This is a genomic window from Desulfosporosinus sp. HMP52 (assembly GCF_000765145.1).
In the GTDB taxonomy this organism is placed as follows: Bacteria; Bacillota; Desulfitobacteriia; order Desulfitobacteriales; family Desulfitobacteriaceae; genus Desulfosporosinus.
Window position 1 is genome coordinate 66,031 of sequence record NZ_JMGA01000019.1, and the last position, 22,118, is coordinate 88,148.

Sequence of the window (22,118 nt, forward strand, 5' to 3'; positions counted from 1 at the left end):
AGAGATGATGAAGAGAGAGTCTGGAATAAAGAGTTATCCAATCTGGGTAGTTATTAATCCAAAACACCCTATCAGCCATGACAACTGGACACCGGTCTTAGACGAGATTCAAGATCGAGTTTATAGAACAATGAATACTCGAATTGAAACTTCCAATATTTATTTTAGAAATGCTGTTAGTGAAAGTAGATTAGTTCCTAATACTCTTAATTGGTGGGGGCCGGAAGTAGCTAAAGAAATTGAACAGTTTAGAGAAATTTCTTATGAGTATAAACCGAGAATGATTTTTTCTTTAGGTGCATTTGCTTTCGAATTTTTAAGACGAGTATATGAGATTAAGCCAGAAAAAGGGCCGAAGGCATGGAGTAATGCTAATTTAGGCGATGAATTTGAAAGATCCATCGATAACTTTGATATAAACAAAACCAATATAATCCCCTTACTCCACAGAGTGGGAGCTAGTGGTAATTTTATTGATACAAACAATTACTTTTCCAGGAAAGACGGAGAGAATTATTATCGGTATGTAGGCGCGAAATTAGCTGAGAAAATTATTGAGAACAAAGACCGACTTGATATTTGGATCAATAAATCGTCAGTTCAACTTAGCTCTACCTGCATTGCGCCATAATTCATCATCTTTTTGGAAGGGGTATTAAATATGAAGGATTCTAAATTTAACGTGCTCCTGTACTTTGATGATTCTCAGCAAGCTTTTTATGCAGCGGTTCATACTGCAAAATTATTAAAAAATATGCCCAATATGCATTTAACAGTTGTGCAGGCCCGAGAAACCTGTGAAGATTCAAAGGTCACAGAATACTGTTGGCTTGATACAAAGGACCTAGTTAATTGGGCCATAGCGAAGGGTAATGAAAAAGGATCTGAATATCGATGGCCAATAAAAGTATCTTCAGATTGGTTGAAGAGAGTTTTTGCTGGGTCTAACTCTTCTGATCGCGACAAATATAATGATATGCTTTCGGAAGCCAATCAAGTTTTTTCTGAAAGAGCAGAAGATGTAAGTAATGTTATCATTTATTGTAATCCCGGAATTTCAGACACTCTAGATGCACTATATGATTATGCAGCCAAGAATTCATATAATTTGATTATTATGGGGACACGAGGACTAACAACCATAAAAATCTTACTTTTCGGGTGTTTAATTAACAATTCGCCTATACCAATGATGTTAGTGAAAAAGCTTCCCAGAGAAATTTTAAAACATTAATAAATAACTCATTTATAAATAATTATTTCATCACATGTCCTTAATTCTTAAGGGCATGTGATTTTTTTCTTTTAATTAAAAGATAACCCCTAAATTTGATGAAACTTAAAGATTAAAATTAAATACATAGAATGTCCAATTGAATCTGTTTATAATCACTAAGGTAAATTTTTATGACAATATAGGCGATTAAAGATCATTAATCATTAATTATTGATTATCCCATATACTAGACTATGATATAATAGGCGTCAAATCGTTTTTAAAGGTGGAATTTTCATGACTGACTCAAAATCACTTAAAGTACTCTTATATGCTGATGGCACACCGCATTCCTTTTCTGCGACTGTATATGCGGCGAGTTTATTCGCAAGTCTTGATAATATGCAATTAACGATCTTGCATATCAACGAAAGTGTTCAAGGTTCCATTGAAGGAGACTATAATTTGTTGGAAACCTGGTCCACGAACCCACATACAGACTGGGTAGAGCACTTAATAAACGATCAAGATTCCGAAAAAGAAAGGGAATACTCCGAAATCCTCGCCACAACGAATAAAATCTTTGCACGAAAAGGACACAATGTAAGTCGCCAGACAATTTACTCAAACTCTAATATCCCGGATATTACAGAGGCTATTATTGACTACGCAACCAAAAAGAACTTTGAGCTAATAATTATGGGGACTAGAGGGCTTAACAGTTTTAAAGGTTTAATTTATGGTAGTTTAGCTCATAGTGTACTTAATAAATCGGATATTCCTGTTTTGTTAATCAAAAAGCTTCCGCAAGATTTTATAGATAGTTATCGTTCTGCAGAGTAGGCGTTAGCTAAAATGAGCCCGGAAAAGTTCTTTTCCGGGCTTAAGTATGTTAATTTGCTTGTGCTTGGCTTAATATGGTAAAATGCACTTAAAAGAGAACTCTATGGATTCGCTGCATGTCGAGTTTTTTCTTGAATTTTCAAGCTATTTCCTTCTTTAATTCTGTTGAAGTATGAATGTATATGAAAGGCAGGTAGAGATATGGCAGTAAGACTTAGCAAAGGACAAAAAGTCGATCTTACAAAAAGCAATCCTAACCTTAAGGAAATAATTGTAGGATTAGGTTGGGCGTCAAACCCTGCAGCAAGCAACTATTCTTTTGACTTAGATGCTTCAGCCTTTTTGATAGGATCTAACGGTAAAGTTAAGGACGAAAATGACTTTGTTTTCTACAATAATCCTTCCGGTGGCCAAGGGTCAGTGAAGCACAGTGGGGATCACAAAAAAGGCTCCGGAGAGGGGGACGACGAGCAAATTCGTATTAATTTGTCAGCCGTACCTCCTCATATCGAGAGAATATCCTTTAGCATTACTATCAATGACGCTCAAATGAAACGACAAAGCTTTGGAGATATTAAGAACTCTTATGTAAGGATTCTCAATGCAGGTACAAATGAGCTGCTTCTCAAATATGAACTAGGTGAGGAATTCTCTGTAGAAACAGCTATTGTTGCCGCAGAAATTTATCGTCATGCCGGCGAATGGAAATTCAATGCAATAGGCAGTGGGTTTCAAGGTGGTTTGGCAGCCCTTTGTCGTAATTTTGGTTTGGAAGTTGAGGAAGAACAGGGAAAAAACAATTCCGGAAGCTCTGGAGGAAGTCCCGGCATCCCTTCCTACAGTAGTCAGCCCAACCCCCAATCCCTGTATGGTCAAAATAGTCCTCAATCCTCCTATAGCCAGAACGCTCAATCCTTAGGGCAGAGTACTCAAGCCATGGGGCAGAGTCTTCAGACATACGGGCAACAGGCTCAAAGTAGTGGTCATCAAAGTGGGATGACCTGTCCCCGTTGCCATTCTTCACAGGTTACGGCAGGGAAGAAAGGTTTTGGACTCGGAAAGGCTGCTATCGGCGGTGTTTTGTTAGGCCCAGTTGGTTTACTGGCAGGGTTTATAGGAAGCAAAAACATGGAGTTTGTCTGTTTAAGCTGCAAAGAACGATGGAACTCCGGGAGTAATACTAATACGGCTGAGTGGCTGCAAAAGCAAACCGAAAATGCCCGAAATATTGTTAACAAATATATGGGAAAAGATCTGACGGAAGCTTTAGTAGCAGGTAGTGCTTTGGTTGCAACAGCTGACGGTGTTCTGGAAGCTGCTGAAAGGGAGAAGCTTATTGATTACTTCCGTACGAGTCAAGAAATGCGCGGAATTAATATTAATGAAGTCGATTCTCGTTTTAATTACTTTGTACAGCGGATACAGAGTGATCTTATCTTAGGCAAAGCTGAAGCTTTAAGGGCGGTAGGAAAATTAGCGAGCAAACCGGAAGCTGCTCGCTTGGTTGTTCGTCTCTGTTGTGCAATCGGTTTCGCAGACGGAGAATTTGCGCCTGTTGAAAAAAGAGTGGTAGAAGAGATTTGCCGAGAAGTCCATTTAGACCCCAGAGAGTTTATTTTTTAGTGACAAGTTGTGGGCCGGAATGTTAAATCCGGCCCAATTGACTTCGAGAAGGGTTGCAAAAATGCACCATTGTTGAATTCATGCAACCAATTTGTAGTGAATTTGAAATTTTTAGCTGATTTAACATATTTGATTAAAAAAACAAGTGAAAAAAGATAGCCCCAATTTACAGAATATTAAGTAAATTGGGGCTATCTTTTTATTTCATAATCTTTTGTGCTTAGGAGTTAAGTTGGTATGTATTTTGCTATCTATAATAAATAGTCTGTAGTTTTGAAAAGGAAATGAGAGGGGGAGTACTTATGCTTGCCGAGATTGTTCTTACTTCGCCAAATAAAGAGGTGACTCAAATGGTTGAAAAAGTTCGAACTGACTTTAATATACAGATCACAATTATTGAAACTTCCTTTGAGTCAGCAGTCGGCCTGGTAAAGGGCATTTTGTCACAAGAACCTGACAAAATAAGAGTTATAGCCAGTGGAGGTGCTACCCTGGAGCTTTTACGGAAGGAATTACCTCAAGAGCAATTGGTTAGTATTCATCCCCGAGAATATGATATTGTCTTAGCCTTTGACAAAGCAAAAAGATATGGCGATGAAATTGCTTTGTTTTTAGCCGGGTCCAAAGATTTGCCTGTGATTGAAAAGATTAGTAACGTACTCGGTCTTAAGGTAGATGTCTACGTTTATAATAATTGGCAGGAACTTGAGGTTCAGGTTGAAAATGCACTTCGGAATGGCTGTAAAGTGGTGTTAGGTGTTGGTGAAAAAATATCTGCATTAGTTAGTAAGCGTGGATTACGGTACATTTCAGTATCAGCCGGTGAAAATACAATCCGTAATGCAATTCAGCTTGCCAAAGATATGATAAAATCTAGGCTGCGTGAAAATGTGATTGCAAAACACATAAACGCCATTTCTGCTTACGCTCACGAGGGAATTATCATGGTTAACGAGGAGAAAATTGTAACAGTTTTTAATCCCGTAGCCTCAAAACTCTTTGGCTTGCATGAAACCGATGTCGTCGGGAAATCCTTGTATGAATTAAGCTACTGTCAATGTATGTTTGAAATATTTGAAGGATTTGAGAAAAGGTTAGGATTTGTTCACCAAGTACTAAATGGGACAGTGTTAGTCAATAAAATCCCCATAATTGACCATCATATCCCCAAAGGTGTCTTGGTTACGGTAAGAGAAATCAAAAATCAGGAAGAAATTCGGAGCAAGAGAGAAATCACAACCAAAGGGCTTGTTGCTAAGTATAGTTTTAAAGATATTATCCATATTAATCCTAAAATGTCTTCAGTTATTGCTAAAGCAAAGAAATACGCAACGACTGATTGTACCGTGCTTATTCGAGGCGAGAGTGGAACCGGGAAAGAATTGCTTGCCCAGAGTATTCACAATGAAAATTGTATAAGGCGTAAAGGTCCTTTTGTTGCTGTAAACTGTGCTTCTATGGATGATAATCTCTATAAAAGTGAACTTTTTGGTTACACGGAAGGTTCCTTTACCGGTGCGAGTAAAGGCGGGAAACCTGGTTTGTTTGAGCTGGCTAATGGAGGAACACTATTTTTAGATGAAATCGGAAAAATGAAAATGGAACAGCAGGGCAATTTATTAAGGGTGCTCCAGGAGAAAGAAGTACGAAGAATTGGAAGTGACCGAGTAATCCCAGTGGATGTTCGTGTAATTACGGCTTCTAATGAAGATTTAGAAAGCTTAATCAGACGAAGGTTATTCAGAGAAGACCTGTATTTTCGTTTGAATGTATTGAAATTAATCTTGCCTCCCTTAAGAGAAAGAAGAGAGGACATCCCCAGTCAAGTAGCTTTCTTTGTAAGGAAGTTTGCTGAAAAGTATAGTAAGCCCATTGCTAATTTACCTGCATATGTTCTTAAAAAGATATCAAGTATGGATTGGCCGGGAAATAGTCGCCAATTAGAACATTTCCTAGAGAGATGTGTTGTATTGTCCGATAATGAGAAAGATGCCGCGAATATTGTGTTTGAGCTTTTAGAAGAAGAATTTCTGGACGCCGGATTTTCTGATAATAATAACAAAACTCCTGATGGTCAAATAAGTGTGTGTATAAGTACTTTAGCAGAAATGAATAGTGAGATTGTTCGCAGAATGAGAGCTAAAGCGAAGCTGAGCAATAGTGAACTTGCTTTAAAGCTTGGAATAAGTAGACCAACCTTATCAAAAATGTTGAACTATAAGTAAATATGAACCTCAATTCAAAGTTAGTTAAAAAGGGTTGCATAGTTGCTGCCCTTTTATTGTTGGTGCCTATGGCAAAATACTTTACACATGAAGAAAACAATTTTGACAGTCCGAAGAAACAGCGAGGTGAGATAATGTCTTGAAATCGCGGTATCAGCTGAATTTCAAGGGTGAAATAGTTAGGCATAGAAATTGCATACAAATAATTAACTGAATAATTTAAATATTTAAATAAATAAGAAAGGAGGAAAGTAATTTCTGTTCTGATATTTTTCTAAGGAGGCAAGAAAATGGACAATTCAGCAACAGTGAGTCATCGCATCCAGGTGTCCTATCGTTTAGAGAGACTTCCAAGTTCAAAATACCATGTTTTTTTAACCTTTTTATTGATTGTAGCTTGGTTTATAGAATCTATTGATTTAGGTGGAATGGGGTATTTGCTTCCGGTATTAGGAAAACACTTTAACCTTTCACCAAGCATGATGGGATTAGTTGCGTCGATTAGTTTTGCGGGAATGTTTATTGGCTCAATTTTTTCAGGAGGTTTATCCGATAGATTTGGAAGAAAAACAATGTTAATTGCGGCAATGGCTTTTTGGGGAACAGCGGGAGCCTTGTTAAGTTTAGCTTGGTCTGTAGAAAGTCTTTTAGCGTTTAGGTTTTTGCTCGGGGTAGGTTTAGGGGCCCAGGTACCTATAGGGATTACAATGCTAAGTGAATTAGTTCCCTCACAGTCTCGAGGTAAGTACCTGTCTCTATATCAGGCCTTTCTACCCTTGGGAATTGCCACAGCCGGTCTCACTACCTATCTCTTGCTTCCGAGCTTTGGTTGGCGAGGTGTCTTCATTGTTGAAGCTTTACCAGCTTTGTGGTTCCTGGTTATTTGGAAGTACTTGCCAGAGTCAGCGCGATGGTTAGAGTCCAAGGAAAGATATGCTGAAGCTGATCAAGTTGTTTCTAATATGGAAGAAAAAGTTCAAAAGAGTATCGGTAGAACCATTCCTCCTATAGACGGTGTGGCTTTATCACTCAGTCTGGCTGAAAAAGAAAGTGCTATTGCCAGGGAACCGATAAAAGGCCTGAGCCAATTAATGACTAAGCATTACATGTCCCGGTTAATAATGAGTGGCGTTTTGATGTTTACTACCATGGCCGCCTATTATGGATTGAGTATGTGGTTAAGTGCTTTACTGGTTGCAAAGGGCTTTTCGGTTACTAAGTCCATAGGTTTCGTTTCGTTAATTGCGTTAGGAGGGATTCCAGCTTTTTTACTGGTAACCGATCTTGTGGAAAGAGTTGGCAGAAAATGGGCTTCTATTATAACAATTGTAGCCATGGCTTTCAGTGCATATGCCTACGGATCGGCGTCTACAGTTGCTTATGTCATTATATTAGGTTTAATATATCAGTTTTTTCAGTTTGGCATGACAATGGTTAATAACGTCTATATTCCCGAGTTGTGGCCTACACTCGCACGAGGTACCGGAACAGGTTTTGCGTTTGGGATTGGGCGTGTAGGAGCCTTCTTAGGCCCTATGGTACTAGGATTGATCATGGGGATTTATGGGCCCCAAGCGGTTTTTGTTTGCAGTTCAGGGCTGTTGTTGTTTGGAGCCTTGGTTGTTCTGATATTAGGCCCTGAAACAAAGGGTAAGATATTTTGAGTAGTTGGAGACTGGTTAAGAATTTTTACAGGAAAGGCAAAGAACATTTACAAAGAAAGAGTTGTCAGAAAGGTGAAGTGGATGAGAATCCTTGAAATAGGTAGGTTTGGAGGAGCAAAGTTTGATGGCATGGCAATTGCAATAAGGTTAAATTAACTGAATAATCCGAAAAGTAATCTCGTCTACGAAGGAGGATATATCACTTATTAATTTAGAGAAGCCTTTGTGTGCGGGGCAAACAGTCTTCAGACCTAATCTTTAAGGCGAGATTTCTTTCAAGTAGCAATGTGTTGGGATTATTCAGTGAACCGCACGGAATAGCTTTTTAAGTCTCACCTAGAAACGGAAAGGGGATAAGAATTCGATGAGTAGATGGATGAAAATTGAGCGTGTTCCGGCACCTGCTTTGATGCCCAAATACGGACCATTGACAGGTATGAGAGTGTTAATGACCGGTAGTATTGTTGCAGCACCTTTTGCCGCATCATTACTTGCTGAATATGGGGCCGAAGTTATTCACGTTGAGCGGCCAAATGTCGGCGATCCCTATCGTGATCAGGCTCCGGTTATAAGACGCGGTGACAGGAAGGTAAGTGCCGGATGGATTCAGGAAGCAAGAAATAAGCTCAGTCTAACCCTAGAAATAAACCTCAAGATACCGGAGTCAAAGGAAATTTTTCTCTCTCTGATTAAGAACTGTGATGTATGGGTGGAAAATATGGTTTGGACTGAAAAGTTAGGAATTACCGAACAGATGTTGTTGGAAGTCAATCCGAAGTTGATTATTGCCCATATAAGCGGTTTTGGAAGACCTCAGTTTGGTGGTGTGCCAACGGAGTGCGACCGGCCTTCCTATGATCCGATTGGTCAAGCTGAAGGCGGTTATATGTTTGTTAATGGTTTTCCTGAGCCTTCCCCACCTTCCCATGCAGCAACATTTATCAATGATTATATGACGGCAATGTTTGCAGTTAACGGTATTTTAATGGCTTATATTCACTCTCAAAAAACCGGGAAGGGGCAAGCAGTTGACATTGCTCAAATTGAGGCGATGAGTAAGGTTCTTAATGACACCTTTGTACAATACTTTATGCTTGGCAAAATCAGAGAACGGAAAGGGAATAAGGTGGCAATCTTCCAACCCGGTAATCTATTCAAAACCAAGGATGAGAAGTATCTGTACATTGGAGCTTATGGCCCGGCAGTTTACGGACGCTTTGTTAAAGCCTTAGAACTTGACCTCAATAAGTATAGTCATGAAGCGGCAGGGGGGTCAATAGAAGCCATAAACTCTGAACTCGGTCTTGAACTAAATGAGATCGCCACTAAATGGGTTGCAGCTCGTGATGCTGAAGCTGCCAAACAATACTTGTTAAGCTTAAAGGTTCCCTGTGGTATTGTCAGGACGTCTGCTGAATTGGCTGCCAGTGAGCACTATCAAAAAAGAGGAAATTTCATCGAGTATGAAGATGAGACATTAGGTGAAACCGTGAAAGGGTTTGGATTCTGTCCAAAGATGAGCGAGACGCCAGCCCAGGTATGGCGTGGTGCCCCGGCCATAGGTCAAGATACAGAAGCCATACTTAATACTCTTTTGGGCTACAGTTATAATGAAATTGAAGCTTTTAGAGAGAAGGGAGTTATTTAATAAGTAGAGCTTCCGAATTAAATTGTCATTTGCCTTGAGTTGTAAATAATAAATTAATTTTTTAAAAAATACACAAAGGAGGCGAAAAAGATGAATAAAGTTTCAATTTCAGAAGTTGTCGATAAATTAGGAGTGTCTAAATATACCTTTAAGATCTATTTCTTAATTGGGCTGGCTCTGATTTTTGCTGGGTATAACTATATGATTGTAGCCTATACAATGCCTCAGATGTCTCAAGAATGGGCCTTAACGAAGATTCAAACCGGGAGTCTTTCTTCGTGGAGTATATTAGGTCTCTTAATTGGTGGACTCAGTGCAGGGGTCATATCCGATAAAATTGGCCGAAAAAAAGCGTTTGCGATCTTTGTCCTTGTTTATTCCGTGTTAACATTTCCGGTTTATTATGTACAAAGTTTTGAAGCCTTTGCTATTCTGAGGGTTTTAGGGGGGATTGGCTTTGGTGGTTGCATTCCGATAGCTGTCACAATGATGTCAGAAAGTGTACCTACCAAAAATAGAGGATATTTTTCTGCATCGATTATGGCCTTCTATGTCTTAGGTTGGGTGGTGGCTGGTGTTGTAGCAATTTATATAGTGCCTTTGCTTGGATGGCGTGTTTGCTACCTGGTGGGTGGTATTCCAGCTTTATATGCCTTCGTTTTGATGTCCGCTCTTCCTGAATCAACCCATTGGCTCTTAGGAAAAGGGCGGGAAAAAGAAGCTATTGAAATAATCAAACGTATGGAAATTTCGTCTAAGGGTCAAGCAAGTGATTGGACATCCGAGACACTGGTTGCTCCGCCGCCCCCCAATAAAGTTGGTGTTAGTGCTCTGTTTTCTAAAGAATTTCGAAAGGCATCTATCGCACTTTGGGTTATCTATTTTATGGGTTCAGTAGTTATCTATGGAATCAATGGTTGGTTACCAACATTGTTAGTAGGTAAAGGATATGGCTTAGTAAAAGGCTACTCTTTTGCCGTTCTTCAAAATGTGTTCGGAATGATTGGCAGCTTTGTTACAGGTTATGTTGCAGATATCATTGGAAGGCGTACCAATGTAATTTTTGGTTGGATTTTTACAGCTGTAGCTATTCTTCTTTTGGGATATGCAACCAACCAATGGCAAGTGGTTATTTGCGGTATGTTGGTAGGAATGGCCATGAACTGGGGGTTAAGTGGAACACAGCCCCTTCTCGCAGAAGGTTACCCAACTGAATTCAGAAATACGGGTGTTTCTTCAGCCCAAGCATTTGGGCGCGTCGGCGGATTTATTGGCCCCATCGCCGCTGGTTTTGTCCAGCAGATAGGAGTTGGGTTTACAGGAATCTTTATTTTCTTTGCTATCCCGGCAGTAATAGCTTCCTTTGTCGCCTTTTATATGATCGATGAGACTAAAGGGAGAAGTATTGAAAGTATTGGCAGAGCTAAAGCCTAATTATTTAGCCTCTGATGGTGCTGCTTTGGTGGCGGCATGAAATAAAGAAGGGAGAGAGCGAATAAAATGAACAATTTACCTAAGGGAGGCAGTTTCCTTTTTAGTCAAACAAACCCCAAGGATATTTTCACCCCAGAGGATTTTTCCTTAGAGCACAAAATGATTTACCGAACGGCTGCTGGCTTTGTTACGGATAAAGTTCTAACTCAGATGGATGAATTGGAAGCCAAAAAAGAGGGCTTAATTAGAGAATTGTTAGAGGCTGCCGGTGAGTTAGGTCTTAATGGAGCGGATATTTCAGACGAGTACGGCGGCATGGAAATGGATAAAATCAGCACTACAATAATTGCCGAGTGTATGGGACGATCCGGTTCCTTCGCTATGACTCAAGGTGGTCAAACCGGTATCGGCAGTATGCCAATAGTTATGTTTGGTACTCATGAGCAAAAGAAGAAGTATCTGCCTGGAATTGCATCGGGGAAAAAAGTTGGTGCCTATGCCTTAACTGAACCCGGAGCAGGATCAGATGCTTTGTCAGCTAAGACGAGAGCTGAGTTGAGTTCTGATGGGAAATATTATGTTCTAAATGGGACTAAACAGTTTATTACTAATTCGGCGATGGGGGATATATTCATCGTTTATGCGAAAATCGATGGTGACAAATTTACAGCTTTTATTGTGGATGGAAATTCGGAGGGTCTAACCACTGGAGCAGAAGAAAAAAAGATGGGAATTAAAGGATCATCGACTCGTTCCGTAATTCTAGAAGATGTAAAAGTGCCAGTGGAAAACTTGCTGTTTGAAATTGGCAAAGGACACGTTGTTGCTTTTAATATTCTTAACTTAGGTCGCTATAAACTTGCTGCAAATTCCGTCGGTAATGCTAAATACGCCCTAGAATTGGCAGCAACCTATGCTAACGAGCGGAAGCAATTCGGAACTCCTATCGCAGAATTTGGTCTGATTAAGGAGAAGCTGGCCACAATGGCTGTCAAAATCTACGTTACAGAAAGCATGGTCTACCGTACTGGCGGACTTTTAGAAAACATGATGAATAGTCTGGATACTTCAGGAGAGGATGGAGGTCAGGTAGCTGCCAAAGGTATCGAAGAATATGCCCTAGAGTGTTCAATGAACAAGGTCTTTGCCACTGAGGCACTGGCTTATGCCGTTGATGAAGGGGTACAAATTCATGGTGGGTACGGCTTTAGTGCGGAATACACTATCGAAAGGCTTTATCGGGACGCAAGAATTTACCGGATCTTTGAAGGTACAAATGAAATTAATCGAACTATAATCCCGGTAACCTTAATGCGCAGAGAAGCCAAAGGGGAGTTGCCTCTTATCGAACAAATAACTAAACTTCACGAAGAAATTGCTGGGGGCAATATTCTCAGAGAGGGAGAGGAAGGGTTAGTTCAGGCTGCCAAGGATATTTTCTTGTTGACCATGGGAGCAGGTATCCAGAAGTATGGAAAGAATTTGCCAAAGCATCAAGAAATAATTGGAAGATTAGCGGATCTGGCTATGCAAGCATTTGCCATGGAGAGTGCATGGCTTAGAGCGCAAAAGGCAGTTGTTAACCAAGGTGAGGCTAATGCCAGACTTAAGATGAATATGGCTATGGCGTATATTAATTCAACTATAGGAATATTAGAATACACCGCAAGAGAAACCTTAACGGCTCTTGCTGAAGGTGAAGAATTAACGCATTTGCTGGAAAACCTGAAGAAAATAACGCATTATTCAATTCGAAACACGGTAGCTCTAAGACAAGAGATTGCCTTTGCTATTTCTAAAGAAGGAAAATATATTGTCTAAATTATTAAGGGGCTGCAAGTTTTGCAGCCTTAAATAATTTGAGACTCCCTGACTTTAAAAATTTTTTACATAATCGTAAAAGATTTTTACACTTTTAGCGATGTTACAAGTCCTTCATTCTGGAATGGAGTTTACAAGGGGGTTGACGTACTAAGCAAGGTTGGCATGCAAGTTGCATTATTAATTTTACAGAATAATTAAAATATATAATCAAATTGGAGGAAAGCGTCATGATTAAAAAGATTGGGGTATTAGGAGCAGGTTCTATGGGTGGTGGGATAGCGCATTTGGCAGCTGCGAGAGGTTTCGAGGTTGTACTATGTGATGTTGAACAAAAATTCGTCGAAGGTGCAGTTAAACGAATAGCTGGTTTCATGGACAAAAGCATACAAAAACAAAAAATGACCGTCGATGAAAAGGAAGAGGCCTTGAAGAGGATTACCATTACAACTAATATGGAGGATCTATCCTCAGTAGACCTGGTGATTGAGGCAATCTTCGAGGATATGGAGGTCAAAAAGAAGGCTTTTGAAAAACTTGATACTATCTGTGGCCCTGATACAATTTTTGGCTCAAATACTTCATCAATGTCTATTACTACCCTAGCTTCTGCCACCAAACGCCCGGATAAGGTGGTCGGTTTACACTTCTTTAATCCACCCTTGATCATGAGATTGGTAGAAGTGATTAGAGGATATTACACCAGTGATGAAACCGTCAGATTAGCATCAGAGGTTTCTCAGGGAATGGGCAAGACTCCGGTGGTCGTTCAGAAGGATACTCCCGGTTTTATTGTAAATCGAATAATGATGCCTCAATTTCTTGAAGCAATTCGTATTGTGGAAGAAGGAATAGCAACTCCAGCCGATATTGATACGGCAGTTAAGTTGGGTTTGAATTATCCCATGGGTCCCTTCGAGCTGATGGACTTTACTGGTGTAGAAATCTCTGTTCATGTTGCTGATTATTTATTTAATGAATCGAAAGACATGAAATGGAATCCTCCCCAGGCGATTAAGGCTATCGTCCGGGCTGGACGCCTTGGGAAGAAGACGGGGGCTGGCTGGTACGACTACAATAATTAAATTTAAACTCGTCTAGCTAAATTGAAAATGTTTAAGAGACATATTCCCTTATAGAGGTTGGATACACCGTTAATTAATGGCTATTTTAGGGAGGTATTATAAAAATGTATACTAAAGCGTTTATTCCTTATGGTGGTTACTACAGCACTCCTTTTGTTCGTTGGCAGGGCAGCTTGCAGAATGAACATGCTGTTGAACTGGCAGCTGCTACAACTAAAAAGTGGCTTGCATCACGAGAAATAGATCCCAAGATCTTTGAATACCTAGTTTTTGGCAAAACTATCGGCCAACTCTATACCTTTTATGATGCTCCTTGGGCTGCCTATCTGATGGGAAATCCTGATATACCTGGAATGCACATTACCCAGGCCTGCTCTACTTCTACGACTGTTCTAAATCAAGCGTCTGCAGCTATCGAAACTGGGCTATACGAAACCTCATTTTGTATGCTCACTGATCGGTGTTCTAACGGACCCTTCACAGTTTGGCCCAATCCAAAGGGGCCTGGCGGTGAAGTGATTACAGAAAGTTGGATGATGGATAACTTTGATGGTGGCCCTTGGAGAGGGGTTCCCATGATACAGACTGCTGAAAACGTTGTTAACAAAGCGGGAGGGATTACTAAGGAAGACGTAGATAAGGTTACGGCTAGACGATATGAGCAATATCAAGATGCCTTAGCCAACGATCGTGCATTTCAAAAACGTTATATAATCCCTGTTGAGTTTAAAATTAGTAAAAAGAAAATCGGAATTGTTGAAGCCGATGAAGGGGTAACTCCTACAACCTTGGAAAGTTTAACAGCTTTAAAACCCGTGATACCTGGTGGTGTGCACTCATTTGGAGCTCAAACTCACCCGGCAGATGGCAACTGCGGACTTATTGTTACCACAAGGGAAAAAGCCCGGGCCCTAAGCACGGATAAAAATATAGAAGTGCAGATTTTAGCTTATGGTTTTGCTCGTGCAGAAAAAGCCCACATGGCAATGGCAGTTGTGCCGGCAGCTAGAATGGCGTTAGAGAAAGCGGGAGTTAGTATTGGGGACGTGAAAGCTATTAAAACACATAATCCCTTCACAGCTAATGATTTATACATGGCCAATGAGATGGGTATCGACGTAATGACAATGAATAATTACGGTTGCTCCCTGGTATATGGGCATCCTCAAGGGCCTACAGCCGGTCGAGCTATTATAGAGATGATCGAGGAGTTGGCAATTTTAGGTGGAGGTTATGGCCTGTTCACTGGGTGTGCAGCAGGAGATACGGGGGCAGCTTTAGTCATTAAGGTATCTTGATTTAATAATCTTAAACTGGCTATCAAGGCTGCAAAGATTTTGCAGCCTTGAATCTAAAGCTATTACCTAGGGAGGGGAGTCTGATAAGTTTGAAACGCACCGAAATCTTACTTCTTCAGCGAGAAAAAGTTTTGATGAATTTAAGCGAGAACAAAGATAACCGTGCAAAGTGGTTAGCGGCATTAATTGAGATTGATGATGAAATGGAAGAAATGGAAGTAACGAAAATTGCTAGATTGAAAACTAATTAACCTGTAATATTCGGGTTGAGTTGACAAGGGTGAGGTGTGAAGAATGGAGATCCAAAAAGTAGCTGTACTGGGTGGAGCCGGAACCATGGGATCAGGTATTGTCCAAACAATTGCTCAAGCTGGAATCGAGGTTTTATTATTTGAGACCAACCTGGAGATGGCTCAAATGGGTAAGGCCAAGCTCGAGAAAGTTATTCAGAAACTCGTTGACAAAAGGAAAATTACTGAACTTGATAAGCGGAATATCCTCGATAAAATTGTACTATGTGATAACTATCAGGCAATGATTGATGTCGATCTTGTGATTGAAGCTGTGTTTGAGAATATTCACCTAAAAAAGCAGATTTTTAAAGAATTAGATGGGATTCTTAAGCCTGAAGCACTTCTTTGCACCAATACCTCAGCTTTGTCAGTGACGGAAATTGCCAGCTCGACAAAAAGATTGGATAAGGTTATTGGGTTGCATTTCTTTAACCCGGTGCCAGTTATGAAGTTAGTAGAATTAGTAATGGGTTTGACAACTAGTGAACAGACCTATAACGATTGTGTAGTATTCTGTGAAAAAATTGGCAAACAGACGATTAGAGCAAAAGACACTCCAGGTTTTTTAGTAAATTATCTTCAGATTCCCTTATTAAATGGAGCAGTGGCAGCGTACGAAGCAGGCTTAGCCTCTGCTGAAGATATCGATAGAGCGTGTGTATTAGGAATGAATCATCCAATTGGACCACTGGCCTTGTTAGACTTGATCGGGCTCGACAATGCTCTTGACGTGTTCAACGTTATGTATGAAGGAACAGGAGATATAAGATTTTGGCCGCGAACCATTCATAAGCGTTTAGTCCAAGCCGGACATTTTGGTCGCAAAACAGGAAAGGGTTTTTACACGTACATTTAATAATAAGGAGGAACTTGGATGTCAGAAAGCAAAGTCGTTGAACTTCAAATAATTGAAAGTGTGGGAGTTATTACAATCAATAACCCTCCGGTGAACGCACTTACCCTAGAGGTCAGAGAACAATTGAAACAAATTCTGATGGAAGTTAGGCAAGCAAAGGATCTTCGAGTATTAGTCATTACAGGGGCAGGATCAAAATGTTTTGTCGCAGGTGCGGATATCAAAGATTTTCCTAAGCAGATGGAATCTGGACCAAGAGAAAATGCCACAATTTATAAGGAAATGTTTGCTTACCTGGAGGAAGCACCCATACCAGTTATCGCTGCTCTAAATGGGTTAGCTCTTGGTGGGGGATGTGAGTTGGCATTAGCCTGTGATCTTAGAATCGCTGATGAAAAGGTGAAACTTGGTTTGCCGGAAGTGACTTTAGGTCTAATTCCTGGACTAGGAGGGACACAAAGACTGGCCAGGTTAATCGGTCAATCTAAAGCCAAAGAGCTATTATTTACAGGTACTGTCATTACAGCAGAAGAAGCCTTGAAGATTGGACTAGTTAACCAGGTAGTACCTTTGGGGAATGCTTTAGAAGAAGCCCTTAAACTGGCTGAAAAATTGGCTAAGGGTGCAGGTGTTGCTATGGCTTATGCTAAACAGCTTGTAAACAAGGGAACGGAGCTTCCTTTACAGGAAGCCTTAGAAATGGAAATGCAGCATGTTGAAAAGATTTTTAGGACAGAAGATTTACAGGAAGGGCTTGACGCGTTCATCAATAAACGCCCACCGGTATTTAAGAACCGATGAAATAGTTAATAATCCGAAAATAATCTCGTAGCCTTTTAGGGAAATAAGTTATTGACCTAGAAGGCTATTTTAATCTCACTTTAGTGATGATTTAGTCGAAGAATGTATTTAAGGAGATAGAAGGAGTTTGCCCTAAAATACAGAATATTCAATAATATACTAAATGATATAGAGAGGTGGGGATAACAAGTGACTGTTGGTTCTGAACAAGAAAAGCCTCAGGCCACGCAACAAGAATTTCTTCTAGGAAAACTAGAACCAACTCCAGGACAACAGTTTTTACAACAGATCATTGATAATTCATATGACTCAATCTTTGTTACAGATAAATACGGTAACGTTCTCTTAGCGAATTCAGGTACGGGAGTATTTATGGGCTATACGACAAAAGAATTAATCGGCAAAAATGTGGAGAGTCTTGTCAAAAAGGGCACCTATGATTGGTCACCAACTATGAAGGCCATTAAAACTCGCACCGTAGTTTCAGGGATCGTAAGAAACAAACATGGTGTTCAGGAAATGGCAACTAGCAAACCTCTTCTGGATGAAAACGGAGAAATTGTCATGGTTATCACCAATGCCCGAGACAAAGATTTAGTCGATGAATATATAGCAGCTCTTGAAAAAGAACGATCAACTGTTCACAGATATAAGACTGCAGTAGAATACTTGAGTGAAGTGGATTCCGGAAACAAGGAAATAGTGGCTGAGAGCCCCCAGATGAAACAAATTATTAAAATAAGCAATGTTATTGCCAAAACTGACAGTACAGTCATGCTAATTGGAGAAACTGGGACTGGTAAGGAAGTTATGGCAAGACATATCCATAGAAATAGTTATCGATCTAAGGAACCGTTTATTCCGGTTAACTGTGCTGCTATTCCTCATGAGTTGCTGGAGTCTGAATTCTTTGGCTATGTAAGAGGTGCCTTCTCAGGAGCAAACCCCCAGGGGAAACCGGGATTGTTTGAGATAGCCGATAAAGGGACTTTGTTTTTGGACGAACTTGCTGAATTGCCTTTATCCATGCAGTCGAAACTCTTGCGTGTCTTAGAATCCAGCGAGATTAAAAGGCTGGGAGATACAAACATTCATCATATTAATGTTCGATTCATTGCAGCAACCAATAGAGATTTGAAAACAATGATTAATCAGAAGCAGTTTAGAAGCGATTTATACTACAGACTTAATGTTATACCGATTAATTTACCCGCTCTTAAAGATCGACCGGAAGATATTCTGGCCTTTGCTCATAAATTTCTTGAAGAATTAAACAGAAAGTACTCTTTAAAGAAACAATTCTCTACCCAAGCAACTCAGCTATTGTTTAATTATAATTGGCCAGGTAATGTGCGTGAGTTACGAAATGTTATTGAGAGACTGGTTATTACTTCTTCCAATGACATCCTAAATTTTGATGAGGATTCTCTCGTAAATAGAAAGCCTAGTTTAAAAAACGAGCAAAGGTGTCAGCAAGCCAGTAGGGATTATCAAGGTACTCTAAAAAATGTCATAAAGTCGGTTGAAGAAGAGTATATCAATCAAGTGCTCGCTCAATGCGGAGGTCGGATAGGGGAAGCAGCTCAAAGGTTAGGAATCCACCGGACAATGTTATATCGAAAGCTAAAAGATAGTAAATAACTTAAGAATATTTGCAGCAAAATTAGTTGTTTATATAAAAAGCGGTCTTTTCTCACTGCCGAAAGTGGAAGAGACCGCTTTGTTTTGTTGTTCATAGAAGTAAAAGGGGGGATCTACTTGAGTGAATACATTCATACTCTTGAAGGGAGATCTCTTATCGCATATAATAGAATAGTCGATCTAGTTAGAATTATATAGACAACATAAGTTAATGATAGGTATTTACTTGTCTAAAAGGGAGGATTTATGCAAAAATCTGCAAAGAGACCGATTCCAAAAGATACACTTATGGAGGTTCTAGGAATCCAAATTGTAGAATTAAATGAACAACGAGTTGTTGCGGAAATGCCAATCTCCAGAGCAAATCGGCAGCCTTTCGGAATGCTGCACGGAGGAGCGTCAGTAGCCTTAGCTGAAACAGTGGCTAGCGTGGGAACCTATAACCTCATAAACCAAGATACTCAGCAGGCAGTTGGCTTAGAGATCAATGCTAATCATATTCGTGCTAAGCGGGATGGAACTGTTAAAGCAATTGCAATTCCTTTGCACAAAGGAAGGACAACTATGGTCTGGGATATTAAAATCACGGATGAGGATGACCAATTAATCTGTGTTTCAAGGTGTACAATGGCTGTAATTAATATAAAATAGGGGATGCAATTTCTGATCTCTAACTGTAACGCTTCTAGCCACTTAAAGGGCCGGAGGCGTTATTAATTTGGGATTTCCATTTTTTCGCTTATTTTTGAAGGGATTCGATATATTGCGTAGAATTATTTAAAGACTAAGTATCACTTAGATTGAATATTGCCATAATCATATTAGATGTTTGATGAGGAGACGACAATAGGAAATGAATATACAAATATTCGGAGTCAAAAAATGCTTTGATACGAAAAAAGCAGAACGGTATTTTAAAGAACGAAAAATAAACTATCAATTCATTGACTTGGGGATAAAGGGCTTAAGTAAAGGTGAACTCCAAAGTGTAAAAACGGCAGTAGGCTTGAATAAATTGATCAACGCAAATTCTAAAGATTATAAAAGATTAAATATGAATATGATTATTTCTCCAAGTGGGAAAGAAGAGATACTGCTAAATAATCCCAGCCTATATAATACCCCTATTGTAAGAAATGGCAAACAGGCTACCGTTGGTTATGAACCAACTATTTGGGAGTCCTGGCAAGAATAAAGGAGGGAGAAAATACGGAGAGCAGTAATGGAAATAGGACTGTTTTAAAACAATCCAATAATATTTTTAAAGATATACTGTCTCCTTTGCAGGAAAGGGGTACTAAGTACGATGTATATTTCTATAGAATTATTGGATGTGATGACGAAACAGAGTATCTGACTCGAATCACAAGTCTAAACGAACATCTAAAACTTACAGATAACTATATTCTATTTGACAATTCCATTCCGGTAAGTACTGATTTGAGCGTTATTGAACGATTAAGGCAGTTATTTAAGCCTGTTCCCCTTAAAGACTTTAGTAATGGAGCCTTAGCAAATCTATTGGATTCCCAAGGTTATTTTTCTTTAAGTTCAAACAGCGAGTTGAATAGATGGATAAGAAATGCCTTTGATACAATTTTTAATCTCTATATAGCCAATGAATATGAGATTAATTTAAGTATGGCTGTAAACTTCGGAACCAAAATATTACTCTGGTTTGGAGATTACGGCAAACAAATTCTTAAGAAGTCTCCCTATAATCCTAAGGTGATTTACTGGGGTAGTCCTAAAAAACATGAAGTATATTACCTCATACTAATGTCCCTTATCGGCTGTGATGTACTCGTACTCAATACCTCGTTCAGAGATGAGTTTGAATATGTAGACAAGAACAATGAATACTCGATGCTTGTAAAATATTCCAAGGATTCATCAATCCATTCATTTCCTGATCAGATAGTTAAAAAAGAAGTAAAAGAAAAAGAATTAACAGATTCTATAAAGAAGGACCCAGAGTTGCCGGTAGACCAGCTAAAGGAACGTGAAATAGTTAAAGTAAATGATCCAATAGTTGTCGTCAAATTAAAAAGAACTGAGATTATACTCCAAGAAATGCTTGTTCCATTAAAAATGCGAAGTGGTTACATTGGGCATCCTTATCCCATACAACCAACATATTTTGTTCGTTACATTGGCGTACCTGTCTCTTCCGATGATTGGGAGGCAGAGTATTACAATAGTCTTTATGACTTAGATCGATCATTACAGTCACTGGGGAATTATCTAAAATTCATTGATGCTATTCCTGCACCTAGTGCCGCAGAGAATGCCTCAATTCCCTCTGGGTTTAGCAACTATCCTTTTAAAGATAGATTCGAGGTCATTGAACAAATTTTAAGAGTAAAAATACTTCCGCAATTCAATAATGAGCTTTTAGACAATACAATAAAAAAGACGTTTGTTGACATTGTTGATCTATTTGCTGAGAAAAACAAAAATGCTAACTTATCAATAGTTTCAAATTTCTCGTTAAAAATAGTCACTTGGCTAAATCGATACCTGATTCATTTATTTCCCAGAGTCTCCTTGAGCCAGGCCCCGGATCATAATCCTAAAGTCTTGTTTTATGGCGGAATTAAAGCCCACGAAATTTATCTCTTATATGCCTTCCATAGGTTAGGATGTGATGTCCTTTTTGTGCATTCGGACAAAGAGGGGGACAAACCCTTTGGAATCTTTGATAAGGATAATGAGCTGACCCATCTCATTCAGAATCCCAATAATTTAACCTTGGAATCCTTTCCCATTGAAGAAAGATACATTCGTAAAAGCACAATTGCTTACAACGCTTCTAAAGAAATTGAAGAAATAATTTATGGAGAGGATGTTGGGCTTTTCAAGCCGTGGCAGTTTGAAAATTATGGAACCCAACCCATCACTCTTAAAACGACCTATGATGAACTAAAGATATTATGGAGAGAACCTGCAAAACTTCGACCGGAGTTTAAAATTCAAAACAAAAAGGTTTATGTTCCTAACTTATTTGCCAAAATTAATGGAGTTAGTGAGGATTTGAATGCTTATTGGCAGGACTTAAGAAACCTCTCAACAGTCCCGAATTTTAAGCTTGTTAGTGGTCTGCCCTTCACAAATGTAAGTTACACGAAGCAGGAACTATATCAGGCTAGTTATTTGTTAACCGACCAGGGGCTTTTAAATGAAGCAAAAGTAATAATGAGCAAGCATTATAAATTTAGCCATCTTAGAGCACCTTTACAGCATTTTTTAATTGGAAAAATTAATGAATTAATTGGCTCTGACCTGTTTATAACAGCGGTAAATGATAAATTTAAGCTGAAGATGATTATGACTATTTTAACGATGGAGGATGAAATTCTAAAGCTGATTGAAGTCTTTGATTTTCCTCAAGAGATTCCCAAAATCGTGATTTATGATCATGAAAAACAGTCTTTCAGTGAAAGCGATGCAATTATCCTTGCCTATTTTAACCGCATTGGTCTAGATGTTTTAGTTTTAACTCCAACGAACTATAAAACCATTGATCAATACATTAAGCCAGCTTATTTTGATCTTTTTCAGCTTCCACAGGTTAAATTCGATTTAGATATGCCTTCTTTAGCTGATATCCCAGCAACTTCTGCGCAAAAACCGGGGTTATTATCGCGCTTCTTCAATCTGCGTTAGATTT

18 protein-coding genes and 1 pseudogene are annotated in these 22,118 nt (G+C 39.3%); all 19 read left to right on the forward strand.

The genetic code is table 11. The annotated features are described in order from the left end of the window. The first annotated feature begins 4 nt into the window (after window positions 1-4). The 19 genes and pseudogenes from DP73_RS08400 (at window position 5) to DP73_RS08480 (ending at window position 22,114) form a co-directional block, all read left to right on the forward strand. Window positions 5-631: a hypothetical protein gene (locus DP73_RS08400; RefSeq protein WP_034598809.1), complete on the forward strand. Its 627-nt coding sequence runs from the start codon at window positions 5-7 to the stop codon at window positions 629-631. Between the two features lie 30 nt (window positions 632-661). Continuing rightward, window positions 662-1,234, forward strand: a complete 573-nt coding sequence (locus DP73_RS08405) for a universal stress protein (RefSeq protein WP_034598813.1) — start codon at window positions 662-664, stop codon at window positions 1,232-1,234. A 279-nt stretch (window positions 1,235-1,513) separates the two neighbouring features. Then, on the forward strand, window positions 1,514-2,059 hold the full coding sequence (locus DP73_RS08410) for a universal stress protein (RefSeq protein WP_034598815.1): 546 nt from the start codon (window positions 1,514-1,516) through the stop codon (window positions 2,057-2,059). 201 nt (window positions 2,060-2,260) lie between these two features. After that, window positions 2,261-2,839 (forward strand): annotated as a pseudogene (locus DP73_RS24310) (TerD family protein); the annotation flags it as partial. 462 nt (window positions 2,840-3,301) lie between these two features. Then, entirely contained in the window at window positions 3,302-3,682 is a 381-nt protein-coding gene (locus DP73_RS24315) for a TerB family tellurite resistance protein (RefSeq protein ID WP_348982402.1), read from the forward strand. Window positions 3,683-3,984: 302 nt separating this feature from the next. Further along, window positions 3,985-5,907 (forward strand): sigma-54-dependent Fis family transcriptional regulator, encoded by a 1,923-nt coding sequence (locus DP73_RS08420; RefSeq protein WP_034598818.1) that lies wholly within the window; start codon window positions 3,985-3,987, stop codon window positions 5,905-5,907. A gap of 290 nt (window positions 5,908-6,197) precedes the next feature. After that, window positions 6,198-7,571, forward strand: coding sequence for an MFS transporter (locus DP73_RS08425; RefSeq protein WP_052090495.1), 1,374 nt, complete (start codon window positions 6,198-6,200; stop codon window positions 7,569-7,571). Between the two features lie 364 nt (window positions 7,572-7,935). Then, a complete protein-coding gene (locus tag DP73_RS08430; protein ID WP_034598819.1) occupies window positions 7,936-9,219 on the forward strand; it encodes a CoA transferase in 1,284 nt (427 codons plus the stop codon). A gap of 90 nt (window positions 9,220-9,309) precedes the next feature. Next, entirely contained in the window at window positions 9,310-10,653 is a 1,344-nt protein-coding gene (locus DP73_RS08435) for an MFS transporter (protein WP_034598820.1), read from the forward strand. 66 nt (window positions 10,654-10,719) lie between these two features. Then, the gene (locus DP73_RS08440) at window positions 10,720-12,474 is read left to right on the forward strand and encodes an acyl-CoA dehydrogenase family protein (RefSeq protein WP_034598821.1); all 1,755 of its coding nucleotides are present in this window, start codon (window positions 10,720-10,722) and stop codon (window positions 12,472-12,474) included. Between the two features lie 230 nt (window positions 12,475-12,704). After that, window positions 12,705-13,559 (forward strand): 3-hydroxyacyl-CoA dehydrogenase family protein, encoded by an 855-nt coding sequence (locus DP73_RS08445; protein ID WP_034598822.1) that lies wholly within the window; start codon window positions 12,705-12,707, stop codon window positions 13,557-13,559. Window positions 13,560-13,663: 104 nt separating this feature from the next. Then, the gene (locus tag DP73_RS08450; RefSeq protein ID WP_034598823.1) at window positions 13,664-14,857 is read left to right on the forward strand and encodes a thiolase family protein; all 1,194 of its coding nucleotides are present in this window, start codon (window positions 13,664-13,666) and stop codon (window positions 14,855-14,857) included. Between the two features lie 89 nt (window positions 14,858-14,946). Next, window positions 14,947-15,108, forward strand: coding sequence for a hypothetical protein (locus tag DP73_RS23395; RefSeq protein WP_165574395.1), 162 nt, complete (start codon window positions 14,947-14,949; stop codon window positions 15,106-15,108). Between the two features lie 43 nt (window positions 15,109-15,151). Then, complete coding sequence (locus tag DP73_RS08455; RefSeq protein WP_205623375.1) at window positions 15,152-16,006, forward strand: 3-hydroxyacyl-CoA dehydrogenase NAD-binding domain-containing protein; 855 nt, start codon at window positions 15,152-15,154, stop codon at window positions 16,004-16,006. Window positions 16,007-16,024: 18 nt separating this feature from the next. Further along, the gene (locus tag DP73_RS08460; RefSeq protein ID WP_034598824.1) at window positions 16,025-16,807 is read left to right on the forward strand and encodes an enoyl-CoA hydratase; all 783 of its coding nucleotides are present in this window, start codon (window positions 16,025-16,027) and stop codon (window positions 16,805-16,807) included. Between the two features lie 189 nt (window positions 16,808-16,996). After that, window positions 16,997-18,448: a sigma-54-dependent Fis family transcriptional regulator gene (locus tag DP73_RS08465; RefSeq protein ID WP_034598825.1), complete on the forward strand. Its 1,452-nt coding sequence runs from the start codon at window positions 16,997-16,999 to the stop codon at window positions 18,446-18,448. 246 nt (window positions 18,449-18,694) lie between these two features. Next, a complete protein-coding gene (locus DP73_RS08470) occupies window positions 18,695-19,099 on the forward strand; it encodes a hotdog fold thioesterase (protein ID WP_052090496.1) in 405 nt (134 codons plus the stop codon). Between the two features lie 202 nt (window positions 19,100-19,301). Continuing rightward, on the forward strand, window positions 19,302-19,643 hold the full coding sequence (locus tag DP73_RS08475; protein ID WP_034598827.1) for an arsenate reductase family protein: 342 nt from the start codon (window positions 19,302-19,304) through the stop codon (window positions 19,641-19,643). Between the two features lie 86 nt (window positions 19,644-19,729). After that, on the forward strand, window positions 19,730-22,114 hold the full coding sequence (locus DP73_RS08480) for a YceG family protein (RefSeq protein ID WP_034598853.1): 2,385 nt from the start codon (window positions 19,730-19,732) through the stop codon (window positions 22,112-22,114). Window positions 22,115-22,118: the final 4 nt, after the last annotated feature.